A 14,854-nucleotide genomic window follows, 5' to 3' on the forward strand; every position below is an offset into this window, starting at 1 on the left:
ACGGATCGCATCATAGTGATGGAAGGGTTCATCACTATTTCTTTATATGGAATTAGAACAATTTTTGACCAGGATTAGTACGCAGCCTTCTGGGTATCGGCTATTCTTGTGATTAATTTTTCATTCTTTAACTGATTTTTTATCAGACGAATAACAGGTAGTCATACATGTCTAAGCTAGTTTTAGTTTTAAACTGCGGTAGTTCTTCTCTTAAATTTGCCGTTGTTGATGCCGAGAACGGCGACGAGCACTTGTCAGGTCTTGCTGAGTGTCTTCACCTTCCTGAAGCTCGCATCAAGTGGAAACTTGATGGCAAGCACGAAGCTCAACTAGGCAATGGTGCAGCTCACGAAGAAGCACTAGCGTTTATGGTAGAAACTATTCTTGCTTCTAAGCCAGAGCTTAAAGCTAACCTAGGCGCAATCGGTCACCGTATCGTTCACGGCGGCGAGCAGTTCACTCAATCTGCACTAATTACTGATGAAGTTCTAAAAGGTATTCAAGACGCTGCAACATTTGCACCTCTTCATAACCCTGCTCACATCATCGGTATCGAAGCGGCTAAGAAAAACTTCCCAGAGCTGAAAAACGTTGCTGTATTTGACACTGCGTTCCACCAAACTATGCCTGAAGAGTCTTACCTATACGCTCTTCCATACAACCTATACAAAGAACACGGTATCCGTCGTTACGGCATGCACGGTACTTCTCACTTGTTCATCACTCGTGAAGTTGCAGGCCTACTAAACAAACCAGTTGAAGAAGTAAACATCATCAACTGTCACCTAGGTAACGGCGCATCTGTATGTGCGATCAAGAACGGTCAATCTGTAGACACTTCTATGGGTCTTACTCCACTTGAAGGTCTAGTAATGGGTACTCGCTGTGGCGACATCGACCCTGCTATCGTCTTCCACCTACACGACGCTCTAGGTTACTCTGTTGATCAAATCAACACGATGCTAACTAAAGAGTCTGGTCTTCAAGGTCTAACTGAAGTGACTTCTGACTGTCGTTTCGTTGAAGACAACTACGGTCAAAAAGAAGAAGCAACACGCGCAATGGACGTGTTCTGCCACCGTCTAGCTAAATACGTTGCTGGCTACACTGCTTCAATGGAAGGCCGTCTAGACGCAATCACTTTCACTGGCGGTATCGGCGAGAACTCTGGCCCTATCCGTGAAATGGTTCTAAACCGTCTTGGCATCTTCGGTATCGAAGTAGATAGCGAAGCTAACCTTAAAGCTCGCTTCGGCGGCGAAGGCGTTATCACGACTGAAAACAGCCGTATCCCTGCAATGGTTATCTCTACTAACGAAGAGCTAGTCATCGCTGAAGACACTGCTCGCCTGACAGGTCTTTAATTGAATTCCTGGCTAGCCACTCGGCTAGCCAGATTTTCATTCAAACGAATTTCTTAGGGGCTCAACTCCTATTCTTCGAGCTTCATGGAATAAGAGTTGAGCTTTTATCCCCCAAATAGCTAAAGGTACTCTACGAATGTCTCGTACTATTATGCTTATCCCTACTAGCGCAGGCGTTGGCCTAACAAGCGTTAGCATGGGTGTTCTTCGCGCTATGGAGCGTAAAGGCGTTAAAGTTTCTTTCTACAAGCCAATCTGTCAGCCACGTTCAGGTGGTGATCAGCCAGATCTGACTTCAACTATCGTTGGTCGTAACAGCGATATGAAGATCGGTGAACCAATGGCGATGTCTGTTGCTGAAAGCCTAATCGGTAACGACAACATGGACGAGCTGCTAGAAACCGTTGTTGAACGTTACAACCAAATCAACAAAGACGCAGACGTTACGCTAATCGAAGGTCTTGTACCTACTCGTAAGCACCCATTTGCAAACCAAGTAAACGCGGAAATCGCGGCAACACTTGGTGCAGAAATCGTGCTAGTTGCGACTCCAGGTACTGATAACCCTGCGCAACTGAAAGAGCGTATCGAAGTAGCATGTTCTAACTTCGGCGGCACTAAAAACAAAAACATCTCTGGTGTTATCATCAACAAGCTAAACGCTCCTGTTGACGAAGCTGGCCGTACTCGCCCTGACCTATCTGAAATCTTTGACGATGCAGACAGCGCGAAACAAAACGAATTGAAAGTGATGGAAATTTTTAACACTTCTCCAATTCGTGTACTAGGTTGTGTGCCATGGAGCATTGATCTGATTGCGACTCGTGCAATCGACATGGCTAAACACCTGAAAGCAGATATCATCAACGAAGGTGACATCAACACTCGTCGCATCAAGAGCATCACTTTCTGTGCGCGTTCTCTGCCAAACATGATTGAGCACTTCAAACCGGGCTCTCTACTTGTTACTTCTGCAGACCGTCCTGATGTTATCGTTGCTGCTTCTCTTGCTGCAATGAACGGTGTGGATATTGGTGCAGTACTACTAACTGGCGGTTACGATATCCCTAGCGAAATCGAAGGCCTATGTAAACCAGCATTCGACACTGGTCTACCTATCTTCAAAGCACAAGGTAACACTTGGCAAACGTCTCTAAACCTACAGAGCTTCAGCATCGAAGTACCTGCAGACGATAAAGAGCGTATCGAGTTCATCAACGAACACGTTGCTGGCCACATCGACGGTAACTGGATCGAGTCTATGACTGAAGGCACTCAGAAGTCTCGTCGTCTAAGCCCACCAGCGTTCCGTTACCAGCTAACTGAACTTGCTCGTAAAGCAGGTAAGCGTATCGTTCTTCCAGAAGGTGACGAACCACGCACAGTTAAAGCAGCGGCAATCTGTGCTGAACGCGGCATTGCAGACTGTGTACTTCTAGGTAACCCAGATGAAATCCGTCGCGTAGCGGCTCAACAAGGCGTTGAGCTAGGTACTGGTGTAACCATCATCGATGCAGATGCTGTTCGTGAAAACTACGTTGCTCGCCTAGTTGAGTTGCGCGGTGCGAAAGGCATGACTGAAGTTGTGGCTCGTGAGAAGCTACAAGATTCAGTATTCCTAGGCACAATGATGCTTGAGAACGACGAAGTTGACGGCCTAGTTTCTGGTGCTGTTCACACTACGGCGAACACTATCGTTCCTCCGTTCCAAATCATCAAGACGGCACCAAATGCGTCTATCGTATCTTCAGTATTCTTCATGCTTCTGCCTGATCAAGTACTGGTTTACGGTGACTGTGCAATCAACCCAGATCCAACTGCTGAACAGCTTGCTGAAATCGCTATCCAATCTGCTGACTCTGCAGCAGCATTCGGTATCGAACCACGCGTTGCAATGATCTCTTACTCTACTGGTGAATCTGGTAAGGGTGCAGACGTTGATAAAGTACGTGAAGCAACAAAACTGGCTCAAGAGAAACGTCCTGATCTTATCATTGACGGTCCTCTACAATACGACGCTGCTATTATGGAAAACGTTGCTGCTTCTAAAGCACCAAACTCTCCAGTTGCAGGTAAAGCGACAGTATTTGTATTCCCAGACCTAAACACGGGTAACACGACTTACAAAGCGGTACAACGTTCAGCTGACCTAGTATCTATCGGTCCAATGCTGCAAGGTATGCGTAAGCCTGTAAACGACTTGTCTCGTGGCGCGCTAGTAGACGACATCGTGTACACCATCGCTCTAACAGCTATCCAAGCAGACCAAGAAGCTAAATAATCGCTTCTGACATCTAGTTGGATATAGATACAAAGCCCTCGATTCGTCGAGGGCTTTTTCTATTGCTGGCCAGAACACTTATTTGTTTTTTATACCAATCACTGCACAACCTATAATTACTGGTGCACAAAGCTTTTCTCCCTATCGCCCCCCCATACCTAATCGACATTGCTCGTGCTTGTTCTTACACCGATTGACCCACTCCCAAAAAATGCATTGGCTCCAAAGCAGCACGGTCCCTGTTCAATTTATCGACATTATTTACGTTTTAGCTAAACTTTTTTGCTAGGAAATACGTAAAAGCTACTGCAATGCACAAACTCATTGACTGCTAAGGAATATATATGAAGGATTTCATCAATACATCACTGATAAAGTTTGGTTTAGCTGCGTTTCTGATTAGTTTTTCTTCATTCAGCTTTTCCGCCCCGAGTATTAAAGGCGTCGATCAAGATATGTCCGGAGGAACGGTGACCGCTGAAATGGCTCATGCTGATGACAATGGGTGGATGGTTGTCCACCGAACAGACGAATCAATGAAGCCTGGTCCTGTTATCGGCTACGCTCCGTTAAAAATGGGAAAGAATGAAAACGTAAATGCAATTTTGATGGAACCAGTAGAATCAGGCGATATGCTGATGTTAATGGTCCACGGAGAGAAAGGTGGCATGAAGACTGGTGTGTTTGAGTATACGCTCGGCGCTAAAGAGGACGGTCCTGTAAAAGTGGACGGAAAGCTAGTGATGGACATCGTACGCGCTAAGTAAGGTGGCGATGAATGAAAAAGTAAACTTCCTACTCCCGGTATTTAGATGACACAAAAGTACTTAACGGCATTGCTAACCGTTAAGTACTTTTTCATTTGCGATGGAAGCAGCAAACTAGCCAATCCTTTCTCTTCCATGAGGAGTATTTAGGTCTAAATCAGGCCCTTTTGGTACAACTTGCGTCGGATTAATCCCAGTGTGGCTGAAGTAGTAGTGGCGTTTAATGTGATAGAAATCCGTCGTTTCTTCGACGCCTTTTACTTGATACAACTCTTTTAAGTAGCCTTGTATATTTTCGTAGTCTGCGATGCGCTGCTTGTTACACTTGAAATGCCCCACATACACCGCATCAAAACGAATAAGAGTCGTAAACAAACGCCAATCCGCCTCAGTAATTGTGTTCCCTGCTAAGTAACGATGCGTAGCTAGGTGAGCATCGATTTTATCTAACGCATTAAACAAAGAATCAAACGCTTCTTCATACGCCTCTTGCGTAGTCGCGAAGCCACAACGATACACTCCGTTGTTGACATTCGGATAAACAAAATCGTTCCACTCATCAATAACGTGTTTTAGATGTTCTGGATAGTAGTCGTCGCGATTCCCTGTTAACGCATTGAACTCCGAGTTAAACATACGAATGATCTCTGACGACTCGTTCGACACAATAGTATTGGTCTTTTTATCCCAAAGTACAGGCACGGTTACGCGGCCCGTGTAATCGGGTTTGGCCTGCGTGTAAATTTGATACATGCGCGTGTGACCAAACAATGGCTCAGGAAGCCCCATTTGCCAACCTTGGCTGAGCATATCAGGGCAAACGACCGTGACATCAATATGTGGTTCTAAACCTTTCAGCTTGCGGAAAATGAGGGTTCGATGTGCCCACGGACAAGCAAGAGAGACATACAAATGGTATCGACCGGACTCTGGTGTAAACTCCGCATCAGGGTCGTTTTTAACCCAGTTACGGAATCCGGCATCTTCGCGCACAAATTTGCCACCATTTGATTTTGTGTCATACCAGACATCTTGCCAAACACCTTCAACCAACTTACCCATGATTGCTCTCCTCTCGTTCTGTTTGTGTCTATATTAGCGTTTCCTATCAAACAGAGAATCATCGAACTTAGGACATCATGTTCAAGAAATTCGAATGTATAAATCAGACACATAAAAAAAGCGCGACCCGATGAAGGTGTCGCGCTTAAGCCCGTCACAGGCTGAATTTATACACTAACGTGTAAACAAGATACCGCGTGAACGTCATTACCTAAAATGGTTGGCTTCGTCTTCGCACACTCTTCGGTTGCTTGTGGGCAACGAGTGCGGAATACACAACCCGACGGTGGGTTGATAGGTGAAGGAAGATCACCCTCTAGCATTTGGATTTTCTTATTGCGCTCAATATCCGGGTCCGGGATCGGAACCGCAGACATCAGCGCACGCGTATATGGGTGCTTAGGATCAGCAAACAGAGCCTCGGCCTCGCCAAGTTCCACGGCATTACCTAAATACATAACTAAAACGCGATCTGAAATGTGTTTAACGACAGACAAGTCATGCGCAATGAATACCAGAGAAAGCCCTAACTCTTTTTGAATCTCTTTAAGCAGGTTAACAACCTGAGCTTGAATAGATACATCAAGCGCCGATACTGGCTCGTCACAAATGATCATCTTAGGCTTAAGGATAAGCGCACGCGCTATCCCGATACGCTGACACTGACCACCCGAGAATTCGTGTGGGTAGCGGTTAATCACGTTAGGTAATAGGCCAACTTTCGCCATCATCTCTTTAACGCGATCTTTCACTTCCTGCTTAGACAGTTCTGGATAGAATGTCTCAAGAGGTTCAGCAATGATATCACCAACAGTCATACGCGGATTCAGCGATGCCAATGGGTCTTGGAAAATCATCTGAATTTCTTTACGCGTCTCACGGCGCTGAACGCTTTTCATTTTAGTAAGGTCTTGACCCAACCAAACTACTTGGCCGTCAGTAGCTTCAACCAGACCAATGATGGCACGAGCAAACGTCGATTTACCACAACCTGATTCACCTACTACACCAAGCGTTTCCCCTTCGTATAGTCGAACGTTCACGCCATCTACCGCTTTCAGGCTCGAAGGCTTTGACCACGGCCATGCCGACTTTGAGGCAATGCTGAAGTGAACTTTCAGCTCAGAAATGTCCAGAATTAGTTTTTTGTCTACTGCGTTCATTTGTTCCAAGCCTCCCATTCAGAAAAACATGCACGCTGACGACCATCACCAAATGGTGTCAGAATTGGCGCCTCGCGCTTACAACGATCCATCACACGGTGACAGCGCTCTTGATAAGGGCAGCCCGGCGGTAGACGAAGCAAGTTTGGTGGATTACCAGGAATGGTCGGCAGAATTTCACCCTCAGTATCGAGGCGAGGAATCGCCTTCAGCAGCCCCTCCGCATAAGGATGGCTTGGATTGTAGAAAATTTCGTTTACGTTACCGTACTCCATAGTACGGCCTGCATACATCACCAGCACCTTGTCACACGAACCTGCAACCACACCAAGGTCGTGCGTGATCATGATGATCGCTGTGTTGAACTCAGATTTCAGCTCATTCAACAAGTCCATGATCTGTGCTTGTACCGTCACATCAAGTGCTGTTGTTGGCTCATCGGCAATAAGCAGTTTAGGACGACATAACAACGCCATCGCGATCATTACACGCTGACGCATACCGCCTGAAAACTCATGCGGGTACATCGTGATACGCTTACGCGCTTCAGGGATTTTTACCGCTTCCAGCATGCGTACTGATTCTTCAAATGCTTCCGCTTTGCCCATGCCTTTGTGCAGCATAAGCACTTCCATCAACTGATCACTCACTTTCATGTAAGGGTTCAGTGATGTCATTGGGTCTTGGAAGATCATTGCGATCTGTTCCGCACGCACTTTGTTCAGTTCTTTTTCTGGTAAGTTTAGGATTTCTTTGCCTTCAAACTTTGCGCTACCAGAAATAATACCGTTCTTAGCCAAAAGGCCCATGATTGCGAATACGGTTTGAGATTTACCTGATCCCGACTCTCCAACGATACCTAAGGTTTCGCCTTGGTTGAGAGAGAAGTTCAAATCGTTTACTGCGGTTACGATACCATCTTGCGTGGTGAATTCGACGCGCAGATCTTTGACATCTAATAAGCTCATCATTGCTTCCTTAATCTTATCTTTTAATTATCTGTCTTTTGGATCCAGCGCATCGCGCAGGCCGTCACCAACGTAGTTGAAGCAGAATAGCGTCACAACCATGAACACTGCTGGGAATGCCAGCTGCCAGATTGCTACTTCCATTGTCTGTGCACCTTCTTGTAGAAGAGCGCCCCAACTTGTCATTGGTTCCTGAACACCAAGACCAAGGAATGATAGGAATGATTCCGTTAGAATCATACTTGGGATAAGCAGCGTAGAGTATACCGCTACAATACCCAGTACGTTCGGTACGATATGACGAGTAATGATTTTCCAGTTGCTTACACCACACACATGTGCCGCTTCGATAAACTCCTTGCTACGTAGACTAAGAGTCTGACCACGTACGATACGCGCCATATCTAGCCATGCGATAGCACCAATCGCAACGAAGATCAGCATGATGTTACGACCGAAGAATGTTACCAGTACAATCACCAGGAACATAAACGGTACCGCGTATAAAATTTCTAGAATACGCATCATTACGCGGTCAACTTTACCGCCGATGAAACCAGATGCTGCGCCGTAGAGCGTACCAATCAGTACCGCTACAAATGCACCCATAACACCTACCATCAACGAAATACGACCTCCAATTAGCGTACGCACGTATAAATCACGGCCTAAGCTGTCAGTACCAAACCAATGGTCAGCATTCGGTGCAACGTGCATCGCGTACCAGTCAGTATCATCAAATGTGTACGGTGCGATCATTGGCAGGATAATAACCGCCAACGTCATTAAAACAAGAAGGAATAAGCTCACCATCGCCGCTTTGTTGCGCATGAAACGGATACGAGCATCTTGCCAAAGACTGCGACCTTCAATCTCCAAGTTTTCGGAGAATTTCTCAATCGCTTCTAGGTTTTCTTTTTTCGTTAACATAACCAAACGTCCCTGTTAGTAGCGAATTTTCGGGTCAATCATTGCAAGTAAAATATCTACAATCGCGTTGAATAGAATGAATAGGAAACCAATCAGAATGGTTACCCCCATTACTAGCGAGTAGTCACGGTTAAACGCAGCGTTAACGAATAGTTTACCAATACCAGGCAGACCAAAAATAGTTTCGATAACAACGGAACCGGTGATGATACCTACGAAAGCTGGACCCATGTAAGAAACAACAGGGAGAAGTGCCGGCTTAAGAGCGTGTTTGATAATGATATAACGGTAACTTAGACCTTTAGCACGTGCCGTACGAATAAAGTTACTGTTTAGGGTTTCGATCATCGAACCACGCGTAATACGAGCAAAGGTAGCAACATACAGTAGCGACATACCAATAACAGGAAGCACTAAATACTGCCAGCTACCATCTTGCCAACCGCCCGCAGGGAAGATATTCCAGTGAAGCGAGAATATGTAGATAAGCGCAGGCGCTAATACAAAGGATGGCATTACGACACCAAGCATCGCAGTCGACATGATGGTGTAATCAATCCAAGTATTTTGCTTGAGCGCAGCAATAGTACCGACGGTAACCCCCATTATCAAAGTAAAGATAAAGGCGATGAAGCCCACTTTAGCCGAAACAGGTAAGGCAACCGCGATCAGCTCGTTTACTGAGTAATCAAGGTATTTAAATGACGGTCCGAAATCACCTTGGATAACATTGGTCAAATACGTGGTGTATTGTTCAAATACAGGTTTATCCAAGCCATATTTAGCTTCGATATTTGCCATTACTTCGGGTGGTAATGGACGCTCTGTCGAGAAAGGGTTTCCCGGTGCAAAGCGCATAAGAAAGAAAGATACGGTGATCAAAACCAACATTGTTGGGATCGCCTCAAATATCCTTTTTGCGATGAATTTAAGCATAAACTCACTCTTTCAGTCTGTGACAGTTAAATTAAAGAAGTCGTCCAATTCTTTTGGACTAAAGATAGGCGCTACATGCAATTTCTCACATGTAGGGCCTCATTTTTATAGTTCTATCGAGTTACGAATTACTCTGTGATGTAGAGATCTTTAGAGTAAATCTTGTCTTCCGCGTTATTTACTGGGAAGCCACCAACTTTCGGTGATAGTAGACGTGATTTCACGTACTGGTAGATAGGTGCGATTGGCATATCTTTTGCCATCAACTTCTCTGCTTCTAGGTAAAGTGCTTGGCGCTCTTCGTCAGAAGTTGAAGCAAATGCTTTGTTCATGATCGCATCGTACTCTTTGCTGTCGTAGTGAATACCACCAGTAGTGTTATTACTCATCATCAGCGTTAGGAAAGATGAAGCTTCGTTGTAGTCGCCACACCAACCTGCACGAGCAACCTCAAAGTTGCCAGAATCTTTGGTAGATAGGTAAGTTTTCCACTCTTGGTTTTCTAGCGTAACGTCTAGACCAAGTGTCTTCTTCCACATTGAACCCAGTGCAACCGCAAGTTTCTTGTGGTTCTCTGATGTATTGTATAGAAGGTTAAATTCAAGAGGGTTGTCTGCGCCGTAACCCGCTTCTTCCAATAGACGCGCAGCTTCTGCGTTACGCTCTTCTTGCGTCATTTTGCCGTATGCAGGAATTTCTGGGTTGAAACCTGCCGTAATTTCAGGTGTTAGGAAGTAAGCTGGCTTTTGACCTTGACCTAAAATCGCATCGGTCACAATGTTACGGTCAATCGCATAAGAAATCGCTTTACGCACACGAACATCATCAAACGGCTTTTTCTTCGTATTGAAGATGTAGTAGTAAGTACATAAGTTACCGGTTACAGACACTTCTTGTGGGTGCTCTTTCTTCAGACGCTTGAAGTGCTCTGTAGGCAGCTCGTTCGTGAAGTCGATTTCACCCGCTAGGAAGCGGTTCATTTCCGCTACTTGGTTCTCGATTGGTAGGAAAGTAACTTGGTCAAGCGTCGTGTTTTCGTTGTCCCAGTACTGTTCGTTACGTTTTAGAACCAAACGCTCGTTTACAACCCAGTTGTCAACAACATAAGCACCGTTACCTACAAAGTTCTCTGGCTTCGTCCATTGATCGCCGAACTTTTCAACAGTTGCTTGATGAACAGGTTTCACTGTCGTGTGGCCCATCATCATTACAAAATATGGTACTGCAGTATCTAACTCAACCACTAACGTGTGATCGTCAACCGCTTTAACACCTAACTCGCTCTTATCTTTTTTACCCGCAACAATGTCTTTTGCGTTCTTCATCTTGGTGTATTCCATGTACCAAGCATATGGAGAGGCGGTTGCTGGATCGACTGCGCGTTGGAAGCTGTAAACGAAATCACCTGCAGTGACAGGATCACCGTTTGACCATTTTGCGTCTTCACGTAAGTGGAAAGTGTATGTTTTGTTGTCTTCAGTTTCCCAAGATTCTGCAACACCAGGGATAGTGTTACCGTCCGCATCTTGGTTTACAAGGCCTTCAAGAAGATCGCGAATCACGTGGGATTCTGGAACACCTTGAGATTTATGAGGGTCTATTGTCGCAACTTCTGTACCGTTACCACGCACCAATTCTTGAACAGCAGCAAGTTTTGGCTCTTTAGAATCAGATTTAGCTTCAGGGGCTGGAGCCGGAGCAGGCTCAGCAGCTTGTTTCTCCGCAGGCTTTTCACCACAACCAGCTAGAGCGAGAGAAAGACCAGCACCAATAAATAAAGCGCGCGTGATTTTATTCTTATACATGCGTAAAACTCCAAATTTTTTCGTTAGCATCCATGACTTCTTTGTAAGGGCCTGGAACGGTCAGAGTTTTAGATTTTTTTAGTGCACTTTCTGAGCACAAAAGTCTAAAACCTTACAAAGACTGCGGCACACATTAGCAATCATTGAAGTAATTTGCCATAAAAATGTAGCAAAAAAACCAATAATGCTGACTAAACCACACATATCTAGCAGTAAACTCTAACCCCAAAGCATTCACCAGCCAAATAAAGACCAGAAGCGACATTTAACAGGCGAAACTTTCGATTAATCTGAGTTTAAACCATTTACTAGCATCTTATGCTAGATATTTACACATCATTTAACATTTATGACAAATCAAGTCTAACAAATAATTGTTTATATATTGGGCAAAAAACTTTTATTGTGAAGAATATCACCAGACAAAAGATAGGAAATATTGAAACAAAGTGAGCAATACAATGAAGATAAATACAAAAAAAGCTAAGTACCATTAGCACTTAGCTTTTTTCACTAGAATGCGGGTTAGTTCTATTTTTCCCAACGCTGTGCAGCTTGATGATCGGTGTCGCGCGACTCAACCCAACGATCTTCATTCGTCGTACGCTCTTTTTTCCAAAATGGAGCTTGGGTTTTCAGATAATCCATGATGAACTCGCACGCATCAAATGCCGCGCCGCGGTGCGCACTGGAAACGCCCACAAATACAATTTGATCACCGCTATCCATGTCTCCGACGCGATGAATCACGCGTACACCTAATAGTGGCCAGCGAGACTCAGCTTGATCGCAAATGTCGCTCAAGCTCTTCTCTGTCATCCCCGGATAGTGCTCTAGATGTAAACCAATCACATTATCCCCAAGGTTCATATCTCGAACTTTACCAACGAATGTAACGACAGCGCCGGCAGCCGTCCCTTCAGATAGACGTTGATATTCTTGCTCAACCGAAAAGTCTTCAATTTGTACAGAAACACGAGAATCCATCTTAACCCCCAGTTACCGGCGGGAAAAACGCAACTTCATCACCTGCTTTTACTTGTGTATCCAGAGGGACGATAGATTGGTTCACTGCAGCAAGTAGCTTTCCTGACTCGAGTGCTAAATCCCACTTGCCATCTTTCTCAGTGCCTTCTTCCACTAGATGTGCACGAATTGATTCAACCGTTTCAAACGGCCCGTCTAACTCAACACTGTCGATGCCAATCAGCTCGCGAGTTTGAGCAAAGAAAAGTACTTTAATCATGATTCCACCTTAAAGTGACCAGATTTACCACCCGTTTTCTCTAATAGACGAACTTGACCAATGACCATGTCTTTTTGTACTGCTTTACACATATCGTAAATCGTTAGAGCAGCAACGGAAGCTGCCGTGAGCGCTTCCATTTCCACACCAGTTTTACCCGCAAGTTTACATACTGATTCGATGCGAACTTTGTTCTCTGCTTCGATAGCTTCCAGTTGAACTTCAACTTTAGAGAGTAGTAGCGGATGACAAAGTGGAATCAAATCCCAGGTTTTCTTCGCAGCTTGAATACCAGCAATACGAGCCGTCGCAAATACATCACCTTTATGGTGCTGGCCAGAGACAATCAGTTGAAGTGTTTCTGGGGCCATGTGAACAAATGCTTCAGCACGAGCTTCACGAACCGTCTCCGTTTTTGCTGACACGTCAACCATGTTTGCTTCGCCAGAAGCATTGATATGTGTAAATTGGGTCATTGTTTTTCCTTCGCTTTTAGGAAAGGTTATACAGATAGGTGTGGCATGAAGTTACAAGGGCGATGACTTGCATCCAACTGCTGTTTAATAATTTTTGTCCAGCCTGTGCGGCACGCACCAGTTGAACCTGGCATTGCGAAGATCACGGTGTGGTTAGCAAAACCAGCAATCGCACGAGACTGAATCGTAGACGTACCGATCTCTTCGTACGACACCATACGGAACAACTCACCAAAACCTTCAACTTCTTTATCAAATAGAGGCTTAAGTGCTTCTGGCGTGCTATCACGTGAGGTGAAACCTGTACCGCCAGTAATCATGATCGCTTGTACGCTTTCATCAGCAATCCATTGAGAAACAATCGCGCGGATCTTGTACATGTCATCAATAACAATTTGCTTGTCTACTACGTTGTGACCCGCTTCTTGAGCATGCTCAGCTAGGTAACGACCAGAGGTATCGTTTTCTTCAGTACGAGTGTCAGATACCGTTAGAACGGCAATATTTGCAGGTTGGAATTTGCTTTCAGCGTGACCCATTTGTTCACCTATTCTCTTAATTAGCTTTGATACGCTTGGTATCGATTCGGAAAAAGTTAGAGCCAGCTTATCACTAAGCTCGCTCTAAAAGTTGAATGAAGTTAGCCGCCGATAGACGCGAGGTGTGGCGTCATACCAGTATTGCCATCATGCAAGAAATGGCTTACCGACTTGGTTTGTAACTGCGCCTGGATACGTTCAATAAGCTCACTCTCTTGCTCATCACGTTCCAAAAGATCACGCAATTCTACACCGTAGTCTCCAAACAGACATAGGTGCAGCTTACCCATCGCAGAAACGCGCAGTCGGTTGCAGCTTTCACAAAAGTCTTTTTCATAAGGCATGATAAGACCTATTTCACCCTTGTAATCAGGATGAACAAATACTTGCGCAGGACCATCATTATGCGAGCGTACTTTCAGCAACCAACCATTTGCAATTAGCTGGTTACGAATTGCCACTCCGGATACATGGTGCTTATTAAATAGCTCATCCATCTCACCCGTTTGCATCAACTCAATGAAACGCAGTTGGATTGGACGATCTTTTATCCAGTTAAGAAACGCTGGCAGCTCGTGATGGTTCAGATCTTTCATCAACACCACATTAACTTTTACTTGCTCATAACCGACCTCGAACGCACGTTCGATACCATTCATGACTTCAGTAAACTTATTTTCACCTGTGATTTGATGAAACATACGCGGGTCAAGGCTATCCACACTGACATTAATGTGGGTTAAACCCGCTTCACGCCAATCTGCGACTTGTTTTGCCATGCGATAGCCATTGGTTGTCGTTGCAACTTTTTGAATTCCAGGCGTCGCCGCTACTGAATGGATAATGTCGGTAAAATCTTTGCGTAAGCTAGGCTCACCACCAGTGATGCGCACTTTTGACGTGCCACAATCAGCGAATGCTTTTACGACCCGTTTGATTTCAGGGAGAGATAAAAAAGACGAGTTTTTATTGCCCGAAGGCTTATAGCCATCAGGAAGGCAATAGGTACATTTGAAATTACATACGTCGGTCACAGACAGACGCAAGTAATAAAACTTACGATGAAATTTGTCTTCGAATTGTTGCGCCACGGAACACCTTTCCAAACACGGGAGGCATGGCCATTTCCAATCATGCCCTTGTGACAGTATGCCACTGGCTCAAAACGCTTATCCAAGGACTTAGCAATAGTGAGCTCGGAGTTATGGCAACCAGAGATATGAAATCTCTGATAGCTTTGCGGTGTAAAATACTTAATATTTGTAATGGAATCCAGACTTGAGTGATAAAAAACTCTCTAGAGACACAATTTACCGC

General features: G+C 44.9%; 14 protein-coding genes and 1 riboswitch. Of the genes, 3 read left to right on the forward strand and 11 right to left on the reverse strand.

Features of this window, described 5'->3' with window-relative positions; genetic code table 11:
• Window positions 1-167: 167 nt before the first annotated feature.
• From N646_RS05535 to N646_RS05545, 3 genes are all read left to right on the forward strand, one after another.
• Window positions 168-1,364, forward strand: a complete 1,197-nt coding sequence (locus N646_RS05535) for an acetate kinase (protein ID WP_005380807.1) — start codon at window positions 168-170, stop codon at window positions 1,362-1,364.
• A 136-nt stretch (window positions 1,365-1,500) separates the two neighbouring features.
• The gene (gene pta / locus N646_RS05540) at window positions 1,501-3,645 is read left to right on the forward strand and encodes a phosphate acetyltransferase (RefSeq protein ID WP_005380805.1); all 2,145 of its coding nucleotides are present in this window, start codon (window positions 1,501-1,503) and stop codon (window positions 3,643-3,645) included.
• A gap of 344 nt (window positions 3,646-3,989) precedes the next feature.
• Window positions 3,990-4,412: a DUF7282 domain-containing protein gene (locus N646_RS05545; protein WP_005380804.1), complete on the forward strand. Its 423-nt coding sequence runs from the start codon at window positions 3,990-3,992 to the stop codon at window positions 4,410-4,412.
• 114 nt (window positions 4,413-4,526) lie between these two features.
• On the opposite strand, the gene N646_RS05550 is transcribed toward N646_RS05545, so the two are convergent.
• The 11 genes from N646_RS05550 to moaA form a co-directional block, all read right to left on the reverse strand.
• The gene (locus tag N646_RS05550; RefSeq protein WP_017821376.1) at window positions 4,527-5,474 is read right to left on the reverse strand and encodes a glutathione S-transferase family protein; all 948 of its coding nucleotides are present in this window, start codon (window positions 5,472-5,474) and stop codon (window positions 4,527-4,529) included.
• A 167-nt stretch (window positions 5,475-5,641) separates the two neighbouring features.
• Window positions 5,642-6,655 (reverse strand): murein tripeptide/oligopeptide ABC transporter ATP binding protein OppF, encoded by a 1,014-nt coding sequence (oppF, locus tag N646_RS05555; protein ID WP_005387265.1) that lies wholly within the window; start codon window positions 6,653-6,655, stop codon window positions 5,642-5,644.
• Entirely contained in the window at window positions 6,634-7,605 is a 972-nt protein-coding gene (gene oppD, locus N646_RS05560) for an ABC transporter ATP-binding protein (RefSeq protein WP_005380792.1), read from the reverse strand. Before oppD ends, oppF begins: the two co-directional genes overlap by 22 nt.
• A gap of 27 nt (window positions 7,606-7,632) precedes the next feature.
• Window positions 7,633-8,535: an oligopeptide ABC transporter permease OppC gene (gene oppC / locus N646_RS05565; RefSeq protein ID WP_017633861.1), complete on the reverse strand. Its 903-nt coding sequence runs from the start codon at window positions 8,533-8,535 to the stop codon at window positions 7,633-7,635.
• 15 nt (window positions 8,536-8,550) lie between these two features.
• The gene (oppB, locus tag N646_RS05570) at window positions 8,551-9,471 is read right to left on the reverse strand and encodes an oligopeptide ABC transporter permease OppB (protein WP_005380786.1); all 921 of its coding nucleotides are present in this window, start codon (window positions 9,469-9,471) and stop codon (window positions 8,551-8,553) included.
• A gap of 128 nt (window positions 9,472-9,599) precedes the next feature.
• Entirely contained in the window at window positions 9,600-11,276 is a 1,677-nt protein-coding gene (locus N646_RS05575; RefSeq protein ID WP_017633862.1) for an ABC transporter substrate-binding protein, read from the reverse strand.
• Between the two features lie 531 nt (window positions 11,277-11,807).
• Window positions 11,808-12,263: a molybdopterin synthase catalytic subunit MoaE gene (gene moaE, locus N646_RS05580; protein ID WP_017821374.1), complete on the reverse strand. Its 456-nt coding sequence runs from the start codon at window positions 12,261-12,263 to the stop codon at window positions 11,808-11,810.
• Window position 12,264: 1 nt separating this feature from the next.
• The gene (gene moaD, locus N646_RS05585) at window positions 12,265-12,522 is read right to left on the reverse strand and encodes a molybdopterin synthase sulfur carrier subunit (protein ID WP_005380780.1); all 258 of its coding nucleotides are present in this window, start codon (window positions 12,520-12,522) and stop codon (window positions 12,265-12,267) included.
• Complete coding sequence (moaC, locus tag N646_RS05590; RefSeq protein WP_005380779.1) at window positions 12,519-12,998, reverse strand: cyclic pyranopterin monophosphate synthase MoaC; 480 nt, start codon at window positions 12,996-12,998, stop codon at window positions 12,519-12,521. Before moaC ends, moaD begins: the two co-directional genes overlap by 4 nt.
• A gap of 26 nt (window positions 12,999-13,024) precedes the next feature.
• Complete coding sequence (moaB, locus tag N646_RS05595; protein WP_005388935.1) at window positions 13,025-13,537, reverse strand: molybdenum cofactor biosynthesis protein B; 513 nt, start codon at window positions 13,535-13,537, stop codon at window positions 13,025-13,027.
• Between the two features lie 101 nt (window positions 13,538-13,638).
• Window positions 13,639-14,628, reverse strand: a complete 990-nt coding sequence (moaA, locus tag N646_RS05600) for a GTP 3',8-cyclase MoaA (RefSeq protein ID WP_005380776.1) — start codon at window positions 14,626-14,628, stop codon at window positions 13,639-13,641.
• A riboswitch (molybdenum cofactor riboswitch) is annotated at window positions 14,617-14,751 on the reverse strand. (Overlaps the previous gene by 12 nt.)
• Window positions 14,752-14,854: the final 103 nt, after the last annotated feature.

Origin of the sequence: Vibrio alginolyticus NBRC 15630 = ATCC 17749 (assembly GCF_000354175.2) — a bacterium.
GTDB lineage: Bacteria > Pseudomonadota > Gammaproteobacteria > Enterobacterales > Vibrionaceae > Vibrio > Vibrio alginolyticus.

Coding starts and splice junctions, on each gene's coding strand:
- pta (WP_005380805.1), top strand. CDS start 1,501: ATGTCTCGTACTATTATGCTTATCCCTACTAGCGCAGGCGTTGGCCTA.
- moaB (WP_005388935.1), bottom strand. CDS start 13,537: ATGGGTCACGCTGAAAGCAAATTCCAACCTGCAAATATTGCCGTTCTA.
- N646_RS05535 (WP_005380807.1), top strand. CDS start 168: ATGTCTAAGCTAGTTTTAGTTTTAAACTGCGGTAGTTCTTCTCTTAAA.
- oppD (WP_005380792.1), bottom strand. CDS start 7,605: ATGAGCTTATTAGATGTCAAAGATCTGCGCGTCGAATTCACCACGCAA.
- oppB (WP_005380786.1), bottom strand. CDS start 9,471: ATGCTTAAATTCATCGCAAAAAGGATATTTGAGGCGATCCCAACAATG.
- N646_RS05575 (WP_017633862.1), bottom strand. CDS start 11,276: ATGTATAAGAATAAAATCACGCGCGCTTTATTTATTGGTGCTGGTCTT.
- moaE (WP_017821374.1), bottom strand. CDS start 12,263: ATGGATTCTCGTGTTTCTGTACAAATTGAAGACTTTTCGGTTGAGCAA.
- N646_RS05545 (WP_005380804.1), top strand. CDS start 3,990: ATGAAGGATTTCATCAATACATCACTGATAAAGTTTGGTTTAGCTGCG.
- N646_RS05550 (WP_017821376.1), bottom strand. CDS start 5,474: ATGGGTAAGTTGGTTGAAGGTGTTTGGCAAGATGTCTGGTATGACACA.
- oppC (WP_017633861.1), bottom strand. CDS start 8,535: ATGTTAACGAAAAAAGAAAACCTAGAAGCGATTGAGAAATTCTCCGAA.
- moaD (WP_005380780.1), bottom strand. CDS start 12,522: ATGATTAAAGTACTTTTCTTTGCTCAAACTCGCGAGCTGATTGGCATC.
- oppF (WP_005387265.1), bottom strand. CDS start 6,655: ATGGGAGGCTTGGAACAAATGAACGCAGTAGACAAAAAACTAATTCTG.
- moaC (WP_005380779.1), bottom strand. CDS start 12,998: ATGACCCAATTTACACATATCAATGCTTCTGGCGAAGCAAACATGGTT.